The sequence below is a fragment of the Sphingobium sp. JAI105 genome, from assembly GCF_015752145.1.
Lineage (GTDB): Bacteria > Pseudomonadota > Alphaproteobacteria > Sphingomonadales > Sphingomonadaceae > Sphingobium > Sphingobium xenophagum.
Genome location: NZ_JADOUC010000002.1, coordinates 240,999 through 260,950, shown reverse-complemented (window position 1 = coordinate 260,950; position 19,952 = coordinate 240,999). Strand labels below are relative to the sequence as shown.

Sequence of the window (19,952 nt, the reverse complement as noted above, 5' to 3'; positions counted from 1 at the left end):
GTCGGTCCTCAACCATGAACGGCGGGTTGAGGATTGCGATGGAAGATGCCGCGGCACATCACACCGGTGATCGCTTCGCGCCTTTGCAGCACAGCGACGTCGCGGGTCGGATCGCCATCGACCAGGATCAGGTCCGCGCGCGCGCCGACCCGGATCAGCCCGTCGGGCGTATCGTCCTGCCCGTGCGCGGCGCGCATCGCCAAGGCCCCGTTGCGCGTCGCGCAAGCCAGCGCCCCGGTCGGCGTATAGCCATAATGTTCGACGAACAGGGCGATGTCGCGCGCCTGCGTTCCCGCGGGCATCCATTTGACGCCATAATCGCCGCCGATGACATGCCTTATGCCTCTGCGGCGAAGCGCCTGATGCACGCGGATATTATGCGCCATGCAATCGTCGAGCCGCATCCGGTCGACCATCTTCTGCCCCAGGAAGCGCGGCCCTTCCTCCTGGGTCAGGCGCAGGAAGCCGATCGTCGGTGCGACGAACAGGCGATCGCGCGCAGCTTCCAGTAGGTTGAGCGCTTCCTCGTCGGCGAAGTCGGCATGGTTGATGATATGCGCGCCATGACGGACGGCATATTTGACCGCCTCCGCCGAGCGCGTGTGGCAGGTGATCAGCAGGCCCAGTGCATGGGCGGTTTCGGCGATGGCGGCGACTTCCGCTTCGGACATGGTGGTGGTGCGGCCCGCCGGACGCGGGAAGAAATCGTCGCCCGAAATATTGATCTTCACCACATCGACGCCTTCGCGAAAGCCCATACGGACCGCGCGGCGACATGCGTCCACGCCATCGACGATGATCGCGGGCGGCGCGATGTCCTGATGCATTTCGCGATTATCGTTGAGGCCGCCGGTCACGGTCAGCGTCGGCGTGGACGCCAATATGCGGGGACCGGGGAAATTGCCGGCCTCGATCTCGTTGCGAACGACGAGTTCCGCCCGCATCTTGGGCGAGCCCGCGCCGATCACGCCAGTGAAGCCCGCGTCCAGCATCGCGCGGGCGTTGAGGACGGTGGCGAGCACGGTTTCCTCGGGCGGCTGATTGTCGGACCCGCGCGGCGAACCGGGGACGGGAAAGCTCAGATGGCCGTGCGCATCGACGAGCCCCGGCATCAGCGTCGCCCCGCCGCCATCGACCTGCGCCGCGCCGTCGTCCGGCTGACCGCTTCCTCCATCGCCCACTGCAACGATATGGCCTTCATAGATGACGACGTTGCCTTGGGTCGGCACGGCCCGCTCCGCGTCCCACAGACGGACGTTGAAAATCCTTGTGCGCATCACTCTCTCCTCCGCTCGCGCCCCGGCTTGCCGCGGGCGGTGGGATGCGCCGGGTCACAGGTATGCGATGAGTGGCGATCATGCGCTTTTTGCTTGCGGCGATGAAGCGATGCGCCGGAATAACAGATGTAATCGATAAACAGATTTGAGAGGAAGCGGATCAGTGCACGCAAATTCGCGACTATCGGCCGACCCGTCGCCGGCTTTTCCGCTGCCGGTGGTGCCTCAGGACATCACGGCGGAATGGCTGACACGGGCGCTGGGCAGCACGCATCCCGGCCTGGTCGTCGAGCGCGCCGAAATTCGCGACGTCCTGCTCGGAACCTCGACCAAGATCCGCGTCGCAATCGACTATCGCGCCGGGACCAACCCGGAAGGCGTGCCGTCGAGCCTGATCGTCAAGGGCGGCTTTGAAGAGCATAGTCCGATGCTGGCGCCGATGTATCTCAATGAGATACGCTATTATCGCGACGTGCAGCCATTGGCCGATTTGCGCACGCCCGCCGCTTATTTTGCGGCGAGCGATCCCTCAAGCCACCAGTCGATCGTGATAATGGAGGATCTGGTCGCGCGCGACGTGATCTTCTGCAACCCGCTGCGGCCGCAAAGCTATGACGCCTGCGCCTGGCGGCTGCGCGACCTGGCGCGCTATCATGCGCAAAGCTGGAACTCGCCCGAATTCGCGCCCGGCGGTCGCTGGGACTGGGTGCGCAATCGTTTCAGCACGCATAGCTCGGTCTATAATGCACGCTATCTGAAGCCCGATGTGTGGGATCATTATATGGCCTCGCCGCGCGGCGCGGCGGTGTCGGTGACGCTGCACGATCGCGACTGGATGGAACATGCGCTGGGGCGCCTGGGCGAGATTGACGCGGTGAGCGACACCTGCCTGATCCACGGCGACACGCATCTGGGCAATCTCTATGTCGAACAGGACGGCGCACCCGGCTTTCTGGACATGCAGGTCACCCGGTCGAACTGGGCGCTGGAAATCGCCTATCATATCGGCTGTTCGATCGATGTCGCCGACCGGCGGCGCTGGGAATCGGGCCTGTTGGAAACCTATCTCGGCGCGCTGCGGCAGGAAGGCGTCGCCGCGCCCGGCTTCGACGAGGCCTGGCTCGCTTATGTCCGCGCGCTCGCCTACGGCTATTTCATATTCGTGATCAACGAAGTCCGTTTCCAGACGGAATCGGTCAATACCGCCAACGGATCGCGCATCGCCGCGGCGATGATCGATCATGGAACCAAGGCTTTGCTGTCATGACGATCCGCTATGAAAGGACAGGGCCGTGAACGACTTGAAGGACAGCCGCATATTGGTCATCGGCGGAAGCTCCGGCATCGGTCTGGAGGTCGCCCGCCTGTCGGCGGCGGCGGGGGCAGAGGTGGTTATCGCATCCCGCAATGCAGATCGTCTTGCGGCAGCACAGGCAGAACTGCCGGGGCTGGCAACACTGGTGCTCGACATCGCCGACGAGGATGCCTGCCGCACCGTCCTTGCGACGACGCAACCCTGGGATCATGTCGTTGTCAGTGCCGGTGGCGCTGCCCCCGGCATGATCCGTGGCCGTTCGCAGACGAAGGCGCGCCGGGGGTTCGACGGCAAATTCTGGGGCGCCTGGTCTGTAGCCGCCAACGCTCGACTGACAGACAAAGCGAGCCTGACCTTCATTTCCGGCATTTTCGCGGCGCGGCCTCAAGCCGGCAATCTGGCAGCGTCTTGCGTCAACGCCGCGGTCGAGGCGCTGGCGAAGGGGTTGGCGGTCGAACTCGCGCCGATCCGCGCGAACGCGGTATCGCCGGGCTATGTCGATACGCCGCTCTGGGCCGCGATGCCCGCCGAACAGCGCGACGCCATGTTCGCGCAGGCCGCCGCTCGGCTGCCCTCCGGTCGGATCACCACCAGCCGCGAGATTGCCGAGACGGTGCTGCTCTGTATGCGCAATCCCACGCTGACCGGCACGGTGCTGACCGTTGATGGCGGATATTCGCTGGCCTGAACATCATATAGGGAGCGATGGATGCTCGACAAGGACAGCGACCGCGTGGCCGATTATATCGTGGTGGGTGCGGGATCGGCTGGTTGCGTCGTCGCCAACCGCCTGAGCGCCGCGACGGGCGTGCGCGTGCTGCTGCTGGAGGCGGGCGGGGACGATCGTCCGCTGCACAATCCCCGGCAATTCTTCTCGAACATCAACATCCATATTCCCGCCGGCTTCGCCAACCTGGCGCGCGATCCCGCCGTTAACTGGAATTATGTGACGGAACCCGATCCGGGGACTGCCGGACGACGCCATAATTTCTCGCGCGGCAAGGTTCTTGGCGGTTCGTCGGCGATCAACGGGTTGATGTATGTCCGGGGGTTGCCAAGCGACTATGACGGTTGGCGGCAGCTCGGTTGCGTGGGATGGGGCTGGTCCGATGTCCTGCCGCTCTTCCGGCGCAACGAGCGTGCCCAGCGCGGCGAAACGGCGTGGCAGGGCGGCGGCGGTCCGCTGTCCATCGCCGATTTTCCCGAACGCTATTCGACGATCGACGCTTTTATCGATGCCTGCGGGGAAGCCGGCATGGCGCCGACCGACAATATCAACGGAGCGGATCAGGAGGGGGTCTGCTACACGCAGCAGACCACGTCACGCGGATTGCGCCATTCGACAGCCACCGCTTTCCTGAACCCGGCACGCAATCGCGCCAATCTGGAAATCGAGACCGGCGCGCTCGCCACGCGGATCCTGTTCGAAGGACGCCGTGCCGTCGGGGTGGAATATATGCGGAACGGTGAGCGCCGTCGGGCGCGGGCGCGGCGCGAAGTGATATTGTGTGGCGGCGCGATCAATTCGCCGCAGCTTCTGGAGCTGTCGGGGATCGGTGATCCGACGCTGCTGGCCGCTCATGGCATCGATGTGGTGGCCGCTCTGCCCGCTGTGGGCGAGAATCTGCAGGATCATCTCAACATCGCCATCACCAGCCGACTGAAACCCGGTGCCGCCAGCGTGAACCGGCTTTCGCACGGCCTTCCGCTTGCCGGCCAGATGTTGCGCTTCGCCCTGTCGCGACGCGGGCTGTTGGCGAGCTCTGCCGGGGTCGCCACCGGCTATATGCGGTCGCGGCCGGAACTTGATCTGCCGGACGTGCAGCTCTTCTGCACGGCGGCAAGCGTGGATATGGCCGCCACCTTGGCGCGTGGACGCACGGTATTGGAAACCAAGCCCGGCCTCACCATCGGCGGCTACATCATGCGGCCGCAGTCGCGCGGGTCGATCCATATTCGCAGCGGCGAAGCGCGTGAACATCCGCGCATCGCGCCCAATTATCTGGATGCCGAGGCCGACCGGCTTTCGATGATCAGCCAGATCCGCGCGATCCGGCACCTGCTGAAGCAGCCCAGTCTCGCGGCCATCGTACAGAATGAGCTGGGGCCGCTGCGCCGCATCGCCGATGAAGATGGCGAAGCCCTGCTGGATTGGGCGCGCGGCACGGGTTTCACCGCTTATCATCCGGTCGGCACCTGCCGCATGGGCGCCGACGCCGACAGCGTCGTTGATCCGGAGCTGCGCGTGCGGGGCGTGGAGGGGCTGCGCGTCGCCGATGCGTCGATCATGCCGCGTCTGGTGTCGGCGAACACGAATGCCGCCTGTATCATGATCGGCGAAAAGCTCGCGGACATGGTGCGCGTCACGCCCGGCGGATGAAGCCAGCGGCGCATGTGAGATTCATGCTGAACCGCGCGCCGCCACCGCGTCATACATGGTGCGATAAGCCGTCCGGAAAGGCTGGCGGCATGGCCCGGTCAGCGACAGGCGCAGGCTGTTGTCCGAAACATTGCCGGGCGGGTAGCCGGGCAGGGGGAGGACGTCGAGCTTCGCCGCGACCCCGGCCCATTGCGCGGCGAGCCGGGCATAATCCTGATAATCGACGACTTCATCGCCGCACCAGTTGACGGTCGTGGCATCGACCGACGCCGCGGCGAGCAGCGGTGCGACATGCGCGCACATGTCGTCGATATGGACGGGTGTGTGCGGGCAGGGATCATTGGGGAAAATGATGGTCTGGCCGGCCAGCACTTCCTTGATATAGCGCGCCGGGAACATGTCGGCGGTGCCATAGACGCTGTTCAGGCGCGCGATGGTCAGCGGCACGTCGAGCGATCGTGCGGCAAAGCGCGCCACGGCTTCGGTCGCGATCTTGGCTGCTGAGCTGGTTGGGTTATACAGCCGCACTGTCGCATTAGCGGCGAGAAATTCGTCGGTGCAACCGCGCCCCAGATAATGATCCTCGCGATAGCGGAAATATGGATCGGGATGGGGGCTGTAGACGCCCGTCGAGGAGGTGATCAATATGCCGCAGGCGCTGCGGCAATGCTGGATCACCCGGCCCGCGGCCTGCGAATTGACGCGCGCGGCCATTGCGAAGTCACCGGGGGTGCAGCGTATCCAGGCGAGATGCAGGACATGGGTGAAGTCGGTGGGCAGCGTCGACAGATCATCACCCGCCAGATCGATCGCCACCGCGCGGATGCCCGCAGCCTCGACCTTTTCGCGGCGGGACGGATCGCCGAAGCGGGCCGCGCCCCAGACTTCATTATTCCTTGCGAGGAAGGCGGCGAGCGGGGTCGCCACCGCGCCGCCCACACCAGTCACCAATATCTTCTGTCCGTTCAGCATGGCCGGTTCAGCCTTCGATCGGAACGCGGCACTGCGCGATATAATCGGCGAAGGCCGATCGCACCGTGGCGGCGTCGATGCCATAATCTTCCGCTTCATAGCGATGCGCGCCGAATTGGCCCTTGGGTCGTTCGTCGATATGCGCCTTCAGCCGTTCCGCGAAAGCCGGCGTGAAATCCAGGCCGACGCGCGCATAGGTCTCGGCGACGGTGCCAATCGGATCGCGCACCAGATCGACATTATAAACGTCGACGATCCGGCCGGGCGCCAACGCCGCCCGTGCCGCCAGAACCGGCGGCATATGCCGTCGGCGACGCTCCAGTTCGGCGACCCCGATCGCGGCGCGGTCCACGGACGGCACGAACTTCTTGCGCTCGGTCTCAATGAAGCTGGCGACCGACGGGATCGTCTTGCCCGGATCGCGATGCGTCCACACCAGCCGTGCATCGGGCCAGACCCGCAGGATCGCGGGTATAGCGAGGATGTCGGAGGGGTGCTTCAAATTCCAGTGCTGCGCGGGGCACTTCCATGATAGCAGCTTGAGCACGCGGTTGAGGTACGCATAAGCCGGCGTCAGATCCTGCTGCGAAAGCCAGGCATCGTAGGACGGAATATTATAATAGCCCCAATAGCGGTAGGACAGGAATGTATATTGCATCAACTGGCTATGTTCGCTGGGATCGCTTGCATCATAATTGATCTTCGTCTTGCGATCCGGTGCCTCGGCGTCGCGCCGGGCAAGATAGCGCTCCATTGCCGCGATGCGCGGATCGGTTTCATCCTCGCTCGCCACCGGCGGCGGCGCGGGCCATTCGACTTCCCAACGCCGGATCGACCGCATTGCCGGGTCGCGCGCGATATATTGCGATAGCGCGGTGGTGCCGCTGCGCGGTAGACCCATGACGATCAGCGGGGCATCGACCCGCACCAAATCGATTTCCGGATGGCGTCGATACCAGTCCTCGATATGCAGGCGCTGGGAGAGGATCTGGATCAGCCAGTCTGCGGTCCTGGTCAGCCCCTCGGCTTGCAGCCCGGCCTCTTCGCGCATCGAGCGGCAAAGGACCGTCAATCCCTCCAGCAGCGGCGCGTCGCCGAAATCGACGAGGCCGGTCAGGCGGATCGCGCGGTCGATCAGGGCTTCGGGCGTCAAGTCGATCGTCGCGTTCGTCATGCCTGTGGCCTCCACCTGCCCGGTGCCCGCGATGGTCGTGCGGGTCACTCTATCGGCCCTTGATGAACCGGGGAGGGTAGGGCGTCACCCTCCATATGAGGGGTGGCGGCAGCGGAGAGTGCCTGTGGCTTCAGGCGCGGTCGGTCGCGGGCCAGACCAGATGCAGTTCGGTCATGCCGTTCACCATGCCGGTCGCCATCCGCGGCGCGGTGCCGGGCGTAATGCCGAAATCGGGTATGCGGCTGAACCATTCGCGCAGGAATATGCGCAGTTCGCGTCGGGCGAGCGTGGCGCCCGGACAGGTGTGGATGCCCACGTCGAACGCCGCATGGGGATTGGGACGCGGCCGGTCCAGATCGACGTCCATCGCATATGGGACGACCCTGTCATCAAGCCCGATGAAGAGATTGGGCACCAGCACGACCTCGCCCTTCTTCCACGCGATCCCCTTGTAGATCATATCCTCTCGAACGACGCGGGTGCTGTTCGCGACGGCATAGCGGCGCAACAGTTCCTCGACGACGCGCCGACAATAAGCATCGTCGGTATAGCGCGCCGGCATCTCGCGGCGATGCTGCGGATGCAGCGCGAAGTGGCGCGCGACGAAGCTCAATGTCGCGGCGACGGTGTCCAGTCCGGCGACAGTTACCGTCATCATATAGCCCATCGCGTCCTCGAACGAGATTTTCTGCCCGCCGATCGAAATATTGACCAGCTTGCTCATCAGGTCGGTTCCGGGTTGCTCACGACGCCGTTCGACGAACGGGATCAGATATTTGAACAGCGCCTTCGACGCGGCAAGCCTGCGCTCGACCGAGGGCGCGCGTGCCGCCGTGTCGGCCAGCGGCAGCAGATAGGCGCGGTCCTCCGGGGGAAGATCGACCAGCGCCATGAATATGCGAATGGGAAAGACCTGAGCGAAAGCACCGACAAATTCGCACTCGCCCTGGTCGACAAAGCCCTCGATCAGTTCGGCAACGGTCCCGGTCACCGTATCGGACATGGCATCGACGATGGCGGGCTGGAGCGCCTGCACCAGCGGCCTCCGGAAGGCGCCATGCTCTGGCGGATCGGACTGGATCGGGAAATGACGATAGCGTCCGGTCGGCACCGGTGGGATGGCGAGTTGGGGCACGCGCGTGAAATTCTCATCGTCCTGCTGGACCGCCTGGACATCCTCCGACCGGGTGAGCACCCAATGCCCGCCATTGCGGGGCGTCCAGAAGATGTCGGGGCCATTGTCGCGAAAGGCGAGATAGGCGCTTTGCGGATCGACGATATTGGTCAGCGGCATATCGTATAGGTCGAAATCCACCACCCGATCGGACGGCACATGGTCCGGTCGCGGCAAATCCAATAGTCCTTCTCCCATGTCGTCATCTCCCATTTCGCGCAGATAGCTACAAAAGGGGAGCGAGCCTGATAAAGTGAATATGGCTCAATCAGCGCCAAGCCCGGCTCAGTTTTTGCGGCGCAACAGGGCAGGCAGGCTCTCAGCTTGCCTGATAGGCGGCGGTTCTGATCTTTTCCTGCGCGGAAATGTCCGAAATCATGTCCCGCAACCAGCACAGGCCCGGATCGTCGCGAAGCTTGCGGTTCCAGACCATGCTGATGGGAAAAGGCTGGGCCTCGAACGGGGGCTCGAAAAGCGCGATGGGATTGGTTTGCGAAAAATCGATTGCCGCCTGCCGGATTGACAGCGTTACCAGATCAGACCGCGCCACTACGCCCAGCGCACACATATTGTCACTGACCATCATCGCGACCCGGCGGCGCAAGCCATGCGCGTCCAGCAGCCTGGTGAGCGTACGCCGGTCGTCGGGTATCAGGAATTCAAGGCCGTCGACCGCGACATTGCCGCCCGCATCGATCGGACCGAAATCGCCGATCCGCACGTCGACATGCGACAATTGCCCCAACGTGTGAAGGTCGATGCCGTCTCTGCCGCGTTCGTGGCCCTTACGCAGCACCACGACCAGCCGCTCGCTCGATAGCGGAAAGGCTTCCATCCAGTCCGGCATCGTGCCGAAATTACCGATGACCAGATCGATCCTGCCGGTTTCCAGATCATGGACAACCGACCGATCCAGCGGATGCACCTGGATGAATATGCCCGGCGCATCGTCGCGCAGTCGCGCGGCCAGATTGGGAAGCAGGTTTGCGGCGCGGAACGGCAGACAGGCGATGTGGAACCGCCGATCGGATGTCGCGGGATCATATTGCGCGGGCTGGAAAACCTCCCCCAGCGATCGCATCGCATCGGCCAGCTTGGGTTCGAGTTCGCGCGCCCGCACCGTCGGGTGCATCCCCTCGGACGTGCGCAGGAAAAGCTCGTCGCCCAGCGTATCCCAAAGCCGTTTGAGCGCATGGCTGACAGCCGACGGCGTCAGGCACAATGTCTCTGCGGTCTGGCGCACGCTGCGTTCGCGGAACAACGTATGGAGAACGCGCAAATGGGTCAGTTCCAGGCCGCTCAGTTCGACAAGGCGCACGCTCCGGGCCACCTAAACCCGATCCGATCCGTGATATGTCAGGATCATCCTCTCCCCTCCCGTCGATCCAGCTTTCATAGCGCCTGTGCCGGGGCCTGAAGCTGTTGCAGCGCCGCAATGAAGCACTTTCATTCGCCTTTGCAGAGTCCCTGCATGTAGCCAGTCGACGGTATCACACATGAGGAGAGTGACCGGGTGCCAGTGGAAGACATCCAACGGCAGGAAGCGAGCGCCCTTTCGGGTGTGCGCGTGCTTGATCTCAGCAGGCTGATCGCCGGTCCCTATGCCGCGCAGCTTCTGGGCGACCTGGGAGCCGAGGTCATCAAGGTGGAAAAGCCGGGGTCGGGCGACGACACGCGGGCCTCGACCGTGCAGGGACGGGGCCATTATGACGGGCAGGCGCCGTCCCCCTTCTTCGAATCCGTCAACCGCAACAAGCGCTCGATCGCGGTCGACCTGCGCGCGGCGGATGGGCAGCAGCTGGTGCGCGACCTCGCCGCCCGCGCCGACGTGCTGATTGAAAATTTCCGCGCCGGGACGCTCGCCCGATACGGGCTGGATGAAGCGACTCTCCGCTCGTTCAATCCGCGCCTGATATATTGTTCGGTCACCGGCTATGGCCAAAGCGGCCCAAAAGCGAACGCGCCCGGCGTCGATCCGGTATTTCAGGCGCAAGGCGGCCTGATGAGCGCCTTTGTCGGCAAGGACGGAAGCGCCTTGTCCGGTCGCCTCGCGCTGACCGTCACCGACCTGGTGACCGGGCAGAATGCGGCTTCTTCGATCCTCGCCGCATTGTACGAGCGCGAACGATCGGGGGTCGGTCAATATATCGACGTGGCGCTGCTCGATTCCACGCTCGCATTGATGTCGCATGTCGCGCAGCATTTCCTGATCACTGGAGATGCCCCGCGCGGAACACAGCTGCTGGGGGGCGATTCGGGCTTTTCGGGCATCATCACCTGCGCGGACGGCGCCCTGATGGTGGTGGCGGTGCGCCAGCATCATTTCGAGGCGCTGGTGGGCGCGCTCGGAAAGCCCGAACTCGCTTTGGATAAGCGCTTCGCCACGCGCCGCGACCGCGGACGCAACGCTGCTACGCTTCAGCCGCTGCTCGATGCCCTTGTCGTGAACCGGCAAGTCGCGGACGTCGCCGCGACGCTCGAGGAGAAATTGCCGGTCGGCATCGTCAACGACATAGCAGCGGCGTTCGACGATCCCCAGGCGGTCCATCGCGGACTGAAGGTGGATGTCGGGAGCGACGATCGACTGGCGCCGGGCGTTGCCAGCCCTTTGCGTCTGACGCGGACGCCGCCCGCCTATCATCGGCGACCCCCGGCTCTTGGAGAGCATAGCATGGAAATCCTGCGCGACGAGCTTCGGCTGAGCGCGGCGCGGAGCGCCCAACTGGTCCGGTCCGGTGTCGTCGCCTGAGCCCAACGCGTCATCGCTGCGCGCCGCCTGGGCCGCGCTCGCGATCCTATGCGCGGCCTATCTCCTGTCCGTGTTCGACCGGCAGATCATCTCGCTAGTGATCGGCGAGATCAAGCGCGACCTATCACTCGACGACTTCCAGTCCAGCTTGGTGCTCGGCTCCGCTTTCGCGGTTACCTATATATTGTTCGGCCTGCCCTCGGGATATCTGGTCGATCGCTTCGGATCGCGCCGGGTGATCATGACCGGCGTCGCGATCTGGAGTTTTTCTTCCGCCGCGACCGCCTTTGTCGACAGCTTCTGGGGGGTCATGCTGTGTCGCGCCGGCGTGGGCATGGGCGAAGCGGCGTTGATGCCCGCCGCTTATTCGCTGATCGCCGGCACATTTCCGCGGCATCGCGTCGGGCTGGCGATGTCGATCTTCGTTTTCGGCGCGCCGGTCGGCGCGGGCCTGTCGCTGCTGATCGGCGGGCCGGCGCTCGACTTCGCGCTTCGGGTCGGGCCGGTCCACGTGGCGCTGGCTGGTACAATCCACCCGTGGCAGATGGTGATGATCTCCACCGCCGTCCCCGGTGTGCTGTTGATCGCACTGGCTAGCCGGCTTCCGGGCCGCGTGGCGCTCGCCGCCGCGACGTCGCCCGCCACCGTCGCCGCCATAACCCCCGATGCCGCGCCGCAGCCCGACGCCGGTCATTTCCGCACGCATCTCTGGCTCTATCTGCGGATTTTCCTGGGATATGGTCTGGGTGGCCTTGTCGGCGCGACCACCAGCCTGTGGGCGCCGCAATATATGATTCGCTCGCTCCACTGGAGCGCCACCGATGTCGGGCTTGTCTATGGCACGATCAATCTGGTTGGTGCGTCGGGTATCCATCTCGTCACGGGTGTCGTTCTGGACATGCTGGCGAAGCGGGGTTCGACCAACGCTCCGGTGTCAGTCTATCTCGCGATGGTCGTACTGGGCTTGCCTTTCTCGTTCCTGCTTTTCTCCACCGCTTCCTCCGTGCTGTTCGTGGTTGCCCTGATCGCTGTATCGATGCTGGTAAAGCCCAGCATGGCCTTCGGCTCGCTGGCCGTGCAATCGATCACGCCTTCGTCACTGCGCGGGCGGGCTGCGGGTGGCTATTCCACCGCAGTCGCCTTGCTCGCTTATGGCACCGGGCCGGCGCTCGTCGGCTATCTGACCGAACATGTGTTTCGCGATGGAGCCAAGCTGGGCGCCGCGCTGACGATTGTCCTGACATCGGCGAACCTTCTGGTCCTGGTGCTGCTGCTGTCGCTGTTGCGACCGATCGCCCGGCACGCCCTGTCAGTTCCCAGGCATGAAGGCTGAGCCTGAACCGAATTTCAAAACGAGCGATAATCGAAGAAAATGGAGGGGAAGAAAATGCGTATCAGAAAGACAAGCCTGTTACTGCTCGGTTCGGCCTTGTCCGCCGGCATGGCCCCCGCCAGCCTCGCGCAGACGAGCGGGCCGGTCGAAGCCGCTCCGGCGGAGGATGCGGCAACGCGCGGCGTCGGCATTCCGGACATCATCGTCACCGCGCAGCGTCGCGCGCAATCTTTGCAGGAAGTGCCGCTGTCGGTCACCGTCGCCAGCGGCGAGATGCTGGAAAAGGCCGGCATCGCGGACGTCAAGGCGCTCGGGCTGGTGACGCCGGGGCTTCAGGTCGTGCAGACGAGCAAGAACGTCACAGCTTTCATCCGCGGCGTTGGATCGCAGCAGGCCGCGCCCGGCGGGGAATCGGCGGTCGCGATCTATGTCGATGGCGTCTATTATCCTGCGCAAAGCGCCGCCATCAGCAGCTTCAACAATATTCGCGATATTCAGGTGCTGAAAGGCCCGCAGGGCACGCTGTTCGGACGCAATGCGTCGGGCGGCCTGATACAGATCAGCACCCTCGATCCGCAGCAGGATCCAGAGGTCGAGGCGATCATGGGCTATGGCAATTACAAGACCGCGAGCGGCAGCCTCTATGCCACGAGCGGGCTGGCGCAAGACTTGGCGGCGGACTTCGCCGGGCGCTTTGTACATCAGGGCGACGGGTGGGGCCGCAACCTGTTCCGTGGCAATGAAGTGAACCGCCAGCGCGAATATAATCTGCGATCGAAGCTGCGATGGACGCCGGGGGAGTGGGCGGTCACACTGGCGGGCGATTATTCGCGCAACACGACCGACATCGGCATCACGCGCGGCATTTTCCCGGGCTCCGTCGCTGTCGGCGGCGTCGTGCAGCGCGGCTCCATCTATAACAGCCAGGTCACGACTGCGCCCGAAGCCCTGACCCGCACGGGTGGCGCATCGCTGCGCATCCAGGGGCCGATCGGCGGCATTAATTTCAGCAGCACGACTGCCTATCGCAAAGGCAAGGATTATGCGCTGTTCGACAATGATTCGACGCCCGCCGACATCCAGACCGGCCCGCAATATGGCACGTCCCGTTCGATCCAGCAGGAGTTGCTGGGCAGCGGCAAGCTGGGTCGGCTCGATTATACGATCGGAGGTTTTTTCCTGAACAGCCGGCAGGGCGTCGAACCGCTGCTCGCGCGCAGTACGCTGACGCCGGCGGCCACCAACATGGACCAGTATAATGTCAGCTATGCGCGGTCATTTGCGGTCTTCGGGCAAGTGGACTTTCGCATCACCGACAATACTACATTGACCGCGGGCGTGCGGCACACCTGGGACCGGCAGAAGATAGCCGCCGACCGGTTCGGGGCGTCAGCCGCCAATGCGGGCGTGTTGCTATTCACGCGGCGCGAGAGCAAGTCGTTCCAGAAAACCACGTTCCGCTTCGCGATCGACCAGCAGATCGGCGCGGACGCCCACGCTTATGTCAGCTTCAATTGTGGCTATAAAAGCGGCTTGTACAGCCTGACCATCGCCACCAACCCGATCGTGAACCCCGAATCGATCGACGCCTATGAAGCGGGACTGAAAAGCTTCCTGTTCGATCGCCGCTTGCGGCTCAACGCGGCGATATTCCATTATAATTATAGCAATGTGCAATTGAGCGCGCGAATCGGCTTGGCTTCGCTGCTCTACAATGCGGCGGCGGCGAAGATTACCGGCCTTGAAGTGCAGGCGGACTTTTCGGAGCAGGTGGGGCCGGGGACGTTCAACCTTTCGACCGGCCTGTCCTATATTCCGAGGGCCGAATATACCGATTTCCCCGGCGCGGTGGTCAATGTGCCGCGTGCGGGCGGCGGCAACACCACTGTCACGCGCCCGGGCACCGGGCAAAGGATGATCAATGCCGCGAAGGCGACGGTGAATGTCGTGACGAATTACAGCTTCGACATAGGCGGCGGACAGGCGACGTTATTCGCGGCTTATTATCATAATAGCGGCTTCTTCACCGATCCGGAAAACCGGCTTCGCCAGCGCGCTTATGATCTTGTGAACGCGCGCATCGGTTATCAATTGCCCAATTCGCCGATCGAGCTACGGCTGCACGCGGAAAATCTGCTCAATACGAAATATTTCACCAGCTTCTATGCCAACACGTCGGCGGATTCCTTCATCCCGGGGGCGCCACGGACCTATGGCGCCGAAATGATCGTGAGATTCTGAGCATGACGCGCGTAAGGAGCTTGTCGAATGGCTAAGGCGATGATGTGCGAGGCATTCGGCCCGCTGGAATCCCTGACGTTGAAGGCGGTCGAGGTCGATGTGCCGAAGGCGGGCCAAGTGCGGATTGCCGTCCATGCTGCCGGCGTCAACCTGAACGACGCGCTGAAAGTGGAAGGGCGGCACCATGAAAAGCCGCAGCCGCCATTCGCGCCCGGTTCGGGCATTGCGGGCATCATCCTCGACGTGGGGGAGGGCGTGCAGGGCCTCGCTGCTGGCGACCGCGTAGTGGCATCGATGGACGGCGCGATCGGCGGTTTCGCGACCGAGGCGGTGACCTCGGCCGGCACTGTCGCGCGCATCCCCGATACATTCGACTTCGCCACGGCGTGCGGCTTCAGCGCAAGCTATGCCAGCGCCTATGAAGCGGTCGCCTCGGTCGGCAAGGTGGCGGCGGGAGAAACGGTGGTCGTCACCGGCGCGGCAGGCGGTCTTGGCGTACCGGCGATCGAGATCGCGCGGGCCCGGGGCGCGCGCGTGATCGCGATCGTCAGCACCCCGGAAAAGGCCCAGGCCGCGCGCCAGGCGGGCGCCGACGAAGTGATCGATCGGGTACAGGAGGATGTGCGCGCACGGATGCTGGCGCTCACCGGCGGGCGCGGGGCGGATGTGGTGATCGAACTGGTTGGCGGCGACGCCCTCCGGCTGGCGCTGCGCTATATCGCCTTTGGCGGACGCATCGTGATTACTGGCTTTACGTCTGGCGACGTACCGGAAATCCGCGCCATCCTCATGCTGCTGAAGGGTTTCGAGCTGCGCGGTTCCAACCTCTCGCTTGCCTCGCGCAAGATCCCCGGCCATTATGCCGCGACCTGCGCGGCCCTGTTCGAGCTGATGGCGCAGGGCCACATCAAGCCGCGCGCGCCGACCTGCTATCCGCTCGAAAAGGCCGTCGATGCGATCCGCGAACTCCAGGCGGGCAATGTGATCGGCAAGATCGCGCTGACGATGGATCATCTTCGCGCATAGTCCTGCCCGTCAATCTTTGCTGGACTTATTGTTTGCGGACGCCCTCGCGGGAGTGCGATGTCTGAATGGCCAGCTGGACATTAAACGCGCGCCGCCAGTAATAGGCGATCTCCTTGTCATGACCATAGGGCAGTTCGTGACAGGTCAGGGTCAGAATATTCCCGGATAAGTGGTCCAGACAGGGGCGGTAGTCTCTCGCGCCGATTCCGGAGAAATGTGCTGAACTGGATGCCGAGGCACCACTTCTCCTCGATCGTTTGGGTAAGGGTAAGGAGACGGTCTGGCGATGGCTAAGAGATGATGCCTGGATGTTTCTGCCGCTCCGGATCGACGCTGCGATAGTCAACGGATTGTCGTGAGGTGATTGATCGCATTTGCGATATTGAATGTGCCGACTGCTGCCAGTTGCCTGCCATCTTGGCATCCAGTCGCTGATTTCAGCCCATTCGGGCAGGATTTGGATTAGATTATACAGCTATATCCGACATCGCGATCATCCGTCACAACCTGCGTGACTGGTGAATGTAGGCGCGCTGATCGGAGGAGGGGATTGCTTATAACCCTGTCCACGTCGATATGGCCGTTCGGCATTGGTATGACTCGCGATGTAGCAAGGCACGCCATGTCTCAAGGGGTTCTCATCGGACAAAGGCATTGCTGAAAGATGCTGACCCTTCGTTAGCCGGGGGCGATGGCTGGCATCGACGTTATGGCGCGTTTGCGGCCGATGCTGGTCACTTCGCCTGTCTCAATGGCAGTCGCACCGCATTTTTTGAGGACCAAAGATGACCGATATATTCCTCGTTTCCGCCGCCCGCACGGCGATCGGCAGCTTTGGCGGCGCGCTCAAGGATCAGAAGCCGGGCGAACTGGCCGCGCATGTGGCGCGGGCGGCGATCGACCGCGCTGGAATCGACGCGGCGCTGGTCGGCAATGTCGTGCTGGGCAATGTCGTCCATACCGAGCCGCGCGACGCCTATGCCGCGCGCATCGCCGCGATCGGCGCGGGCATTCCGCAGGAGGTTCCCGCTCACACCGTCAATCGCCTGTGCGGATCGGGCTTGCAGGCGATCATCACCGCCGCGCAGTCGATCATGCTCGGCGATTGCGACATCGCGCTCGGCGCGGGCGTCGAGGTGATGAGCCGCGCGCCATACTTCCTCCCCGCCGCGCGCTGGGGTCAGAAGATGGGCGATGCCGTGGTGCAGGACGGGCTGACCGGCGCGCTGACCGATCCGTTCCAGTCGATCCATATGGGCGTGACGGCGGAAAATGTCGCCGCACGCCACGGCATCTCGCGCGAGGATCAGGACGCGCTGGCGCTCGAAAGCCAGCGCCGTGCCGCTCATGCGATCGCACAAGGCTATTTCCGCGACCAGATCGTGCCAGTCGAGATCATGGTGAAGCGCAAGCCCGTCGCGTTCGACACCGACGAGTTCGTGCGCGGTGAGACGAGCGCCGAGGAACTGGCGAAACTGCGCCCGGTGTTCAAGCGCGAGGATGGCACCGTCACTGCCGGCAATGCGTCGGGCATCAATGATGGTGCGGCTGCGGTGGTGTTGGCGAGCGCGAAGGCGGTGCAGGCGCATGGCCTGACCCCGCTCGCACGCCTTGTCAGCTATGGTCATGCCGGCGTCGATCCGGCCTATATGGGCATCGGCCCGGTGCCGGCGACGCGCAATGCGCTGGCGCGGGCTGGCCTCAGCGTGGCCGACCTCGACGTGATCGAATCCAACGAAGCCTTCGCCGCGCAGGCCTGCACCGTGTCCAGGGAACTGGGTTTCGATCCCGCGAAGGTCAATCCCAATGGCAGCGGCATCTCGCTGGGTCATCCGATCGGCGGAACCGGCGCGATTATCGTGACCAAGCTGGTCCACGAACTGCAACGGACCGGCGGACGCTATGGCCTGACGACCATGTGCATTGGGGGCGGTCAGGGGATTGCCGCGATCTGGGAACGTGCGTGATATTCGGGAGAGTCCGCGCCGTTCAGATGGTGCGACTTGCTGGAAGGATAGAATGATGAGTGAACGGGAATCGATGCCCTATGACGTTGTCGTCGTGGGTGGCGGGCCTGCGGATTTGTCGGCGGCGATCCGGCTGAAGCAGTTGGCGGATACGGCGGGTCGCGAGATCAGCGTGTGCGTGCTGGAAAAAGGCTCGGAAATCGGCGCGCATATCCTGTCGGGCGCGGTGATCGATCCCAAGGCGCTCGACGAGTTGCTGCCCGCCTGGCGCGAGCAGGGCTGTCCGCTCGCCGCCGTGCCGGTGACCGACAACCGGCATTGGGTGCTGACGAAGACCGGGCAATATTCCATGCCCCACATCGCGCTGCCGCCGCTGATGAGCAATGACGGCACCTATACCGGATCGCTCGGCAATCTGTGTCGCTGGCTGGCCGAGCAGGCCGAAGCGCTGGGGGTCGAGATCTTCCCCGGCTTTGCCGCCGCCGAGATTCTCTATCATGAGGATGGCTCGGTGAAGGGCGTCGCGACCGGCGACATGGGCATTGCCCGCGACGGCGAGCGGAAGGCTGATTATCAGCCGGGCCTTGAACTCCACGCCAAATATACCTTCTTCGCGGAAGGCGCGCGCGGGCATCTGACCAAAATCCTCAAGCGCCAGTTCGCGCTCGACGCCGACAGCGAGCCGCAGGTCTATGGCCTGGGCATGAAGGAATTGTGGGAGATCGATCCGGAGAAGCATCAACCGGGCCTCGTCATCCACACCCAGGGCTGGCCGCTGACCGACGCCTATGGCGGCGGCTTCCTTTATCATCAGGCCGATGGTCAGGTGGCGTTGGGCTTCGTCGTGGGACTGGGCTATCGCAACCCACATCTCTATCCGTTCGAGGAATTTCAGCGCTGGAAGCAGCATCCGGCGATCCGCGAATATCTCGAGGGCGGCCGCCGCGTCTCCTATGGCGCGCGCGCGATCAACGAAGGCGGCTGGCAGTCGATCCCCAAGCTAGCTTTCCCCGGCGGCGCGCTGATCGGCTGTACGGCGGGCTTCGTCAATGTGCCACGGATCAAGGGCACGCATACCGCCATGAAGTCGGGTATGCTGGCGGCGGAAACCGCGTTCGAGGCTTTGCTGAACGAGCGCGCCCGCGATGTGCTGAGCGACTATGAGGATCGCCTGCGGTCGAGCTGGATCGCCAAGGAATTGCAACTCGTCAAAAATGCCGAGCCGCTGGTGTCCAAGTTCGGCAATACGATCGGCACGGTGCTGGCCGGCATCGACATGTGGATGCGGACACTGAAGATCGGCCTGCCCATCACGATGAAGCACAAGCCCGACAACGAGAAGATTTGGCGCAAGGACGCCTGTGCGGAAATCCGGTACCCCAAGCCCGACGGCAAGATCAGCTTCGATCGGCTGTCGTCGGTCTTCATCAGCAACACCAATCATGAGGAGGACCAGCCGGTCCACCTCCAGCTCAAAGATCCGGCGGTGCCGATCGCCTATAATCTCCCGCTCTATGACGAGCCGGCGCAGCGTTACTGCCCGGCCGGCGTCTATGAAGTCGTAGGGGAAGAGGAAGGCGATCCGCGCTTCCAGATCAACGCGCAGAATTGCGTCCACTGCAAAACGTGCGATATCAAGGATCCGACCCAGAACATCAACTGGGTGGTGCCTGAAGGCGGTGGAGGTCCGAACTATCCCAATATGTAGGGTCGATCCGTCCGCAACGCTGCGTTACGATTTCATGCCAATCTGTGCCGGCATATCGATAGACAGATAATGCCGCTTCAAACCTCGCTGTCGTTCAGCAATTGGCTGCCCACATCTGTCGGGTCGCGGCGCCCGCCAGTGAAAAGATCAGGCGTAATAGCCCGCGCGCCTTTCGGCAGGGCGCCGTCAGGCTGGTTCTGTACCCAGTCTACCACGAGAGTGCGGTCGGCAATTCGCCATTCGCCACCTCGCCGCTCGAAGCGATCGACATAGCGGCCGGCGATGAGATTCAGCGCCCCGGCGGAAGGCGTTCCCAGACGGTGGAACGCCAGGACATAGGTTTCAACCGCCGCGACTTCTCCGCGCAGCACGATCGAAGACTGGCCTAGCATGTGCGTGGTGGCACTGTAAGCGCCGGTGACGAGCGGCAGGACGAAATCGATAAAGCCCTTCGCCGATCCGTCATAAGTGCCGTGATTGTCGCGGGCATCGTCCCAATAACAGCTTTCGAGCAACGACCGGTCGCATCTGTCGATGCCGCGACAATAGCGTTGGATCACATGGATGATCGCGCGCTCATCCATGAATTGGCGCACTCCCTGATCGTTCATGCCCTCTCCCGTCATGCTTGTTTAA

15 protein-coding genes are annotated in these 19,952 nt (G+C 63.5%); 9 read left to right on the top strand and 6 right to left on the bottom strand.

Features of this window, described 5'->3' with window-relative positions; translation table 11 throughout:
- Positions 1 to 8: 8 nt before the first annotated feature.
- Entirely contained in the window at positions 9 to 1,277 is a 1,269-nt protein-coding gene (locus IWY39_RS18680; protein ID WP_107124838.1) for a metal-dependent hydrolase family protein, read from the bottom strand.
- A gap of 163 nt (positions 1,278 to 1,440) precedes the next feature.
- Between IWY39_RS18680 and IWY39_RS18675 the strand changes: the two genes are divergently transcribed.
- From IWY39_RS18675 to IWY39_RS18665, 3 genes are read left to right on the top strand one after another with little or no spacing between them, the layout of a single operon-like run.
- Entirely contained in the window at positions 1,441 to 2,544 is a 1,104-nt protein-coding gene (locus IWY39_RS18675) for a hypothetical protein (protein WP_107124839.1), read from the top strand.
- Between the two features lie 25 nt (positions 2,545 to 2,569).
- Positions 2,570 to 3,280: an SDR family oxidoreductase gene (locus IWY39_RS18670; protein ID WP_107124840.1), complete on the top strand. Its 711-nt coding sequence runs from the start codon at positions 2,570 to 2,572 to the stop codon at positions 3,278 to 3,280.
- Between the two features lie 21 nt (positions 3,281 to 3,301).
- Positions 3,302 to 4,972 (top strand): GMC family oxidoreductase, encoded by a 1,671-nt coding sequence (locus tag IWY39_RS18665; RefSeq protein WP_107124841.1) that lies wholly within the window; start codon positions 3,302 to 3,304, stop codon positions 4,970 to 4,972.
- A gap of 21 nt (positions 4,973 to 4,993) precedes the next feature.
- On the opposite strand, the gene IWY39_RS18660 is transcribed toward IWY39_RS18665, so the two are convergent.
- The 4 genes from IWY39_RS18660 to IWY39_RS18645 form a co-directional block, all read right to left on the bottom strand.
- Positions 4,994 to 5,944: an NAD-dependent epimerase/dehydratase family protein gene (locus tag IWY39_RS18660; RefSeq protein WP_181316745.1), complete on the bottom strand. Its 951-nt coding sequence runs from the start codon at positions 5,942 to 5,944 to the stop codon at positions 4,994 to 4,996.
- A gap of 7 nt (positions 5,945 to 5,951) precedes the next feature.
- On the bottom strand, positions 5,952 to 7,166 hold the full coding sequence (locus tag IWY39_RS18655; protein ID WP_107124843.1) for a sulfotransferase family protein: 1,215 nt from the start codon (positions 7,164 to 7,166) through the stop codon (positions 5,952 to 5,954).
- A gap of 82 nt (positions 7,167 to 7,248) precedes the next feature.
- Positions 7,249 to 8,469, bottom strand: coding sequence for a cytochrome P450 (locus tag IWY39_RS18650; RefSeq protein ID WP_231377797.1), 1,221 nt, complete (start codon positions 8,467 to 8,469; stop codon positions 7,249 to 7,251).
- Between the two features lie 142 nt (positions 8,470 to 8,611).
- Positions 8,612 to 9,622: a LysR family transcriptional regulator gene (locus IWY39_RS18645; protein ID WP_107124844.1), complete on the bottom strand. Its 1,011-nt coding sequence runs from the start codon at positions 9,620 to 9,622 to the stop codon at positions 8,612 to 8,614.
- A 183-nt stretch (positions 9,623 to 9,805) separates the two neighbouring features.
- Here IWY39_RS18645 and IWY39_RS18640 point away from each other — a divergent pair, with 183 nt between their 5' ends.
- The 6 genes from IWY39_RS18640 to IWY39_RS18615 all read left to right on the top strand — a co-directional run bounded on the left by IWY39_RS18640 (position 9,806) and on the right by IWY39_RS18615 (position 19,316).
- Positions 9,806 to 11,041 (top strand): CaiB/BaiF CoA transferase family protein, encoded by a 1,236-nt coding sequence (locus IWY39_RS18640; RefSeq protein ID WP_181316746.1) that lies wholly within the window; start codon positions 9,806 to 9,808, stop codon positions 11,039 to 11,041.
- Entirely contained in the window at positions 11,028 to 12,374 is a 1,347-nt protein-coding gene (locus IWY39_RS18635) for an MFS transporter (protein WP_196871676.1), read from the top strand. The genes IWY39_RS18640 and IWY39_RS18635 overlap by 14 nt, the downstream gene beginning before the upstream one ends.
- Before the next feature lie 54 nt (positions 12,375 to 12,428).
- Entirely contained in the window at positions 12,429 to 14,615 is a 2,187-nt protein-coding gene (locus IWY39_RS18630; protein ID WP_181316747.1) for a TonB-dependent receptor, read from the top strand.
- Positions 14,616 to 14,642: 27 nt separating this feature from the next.
- Entirely contained in the window at positions 14,643 to 15,641 is a 999-nt protein-coding gene (locus IWY39_RS18625; protein ID WP_107124848.1) for an NADPH:quinone oxidoreductase family protein, read from the top strand.
- 785 nt (positions 15,642 to 16,426) lie between these two features.
- A complete protein-coding gene (locus IWY39_RS18620) occupies positions 16,427 to 17,608 on the top strand; it encodes an acetyl-CoA C-acyltransferase family protein (protein WP_107124849.1) in 1,182 nt (393 codons plus the stop codon).
- Between the two features lie 55 nt (positions 17,609 to 17,663).
- Positions 17,664 to 19,316: an electron transfer flavoprotein-ubiquinone oxidoreductase gene (locus IWY39_RS18615; RefSeq protein ID WP_107124902.1), complete on the top strand. Its 1,653-nt coding sequence runs from the start codon at positions 17,664 to 17,666 to the stop codon at positions 19,314 to 19,316.
- A gap of 77 nt (positions 19,317 to 19,393) precedes the next feature.
- On the opposite strand, the gene IWY39_RS18610 is transcribed toward IWY39_RS18615, so the two are convergent.
- Positions 19,394 to 19,927, bottom strand: coding sequence for a nuclear transport factor 2 family protein (locus IWY39_RS18610; RefSeq protein ID WP_181316748.1), 534 nt, complete (start codon positions 19,925 to 19,927; stop codon positions 19,394 to 19,396).
- Positions 19,928 to 19,952 lie beyond the last annotated feature (25 nt).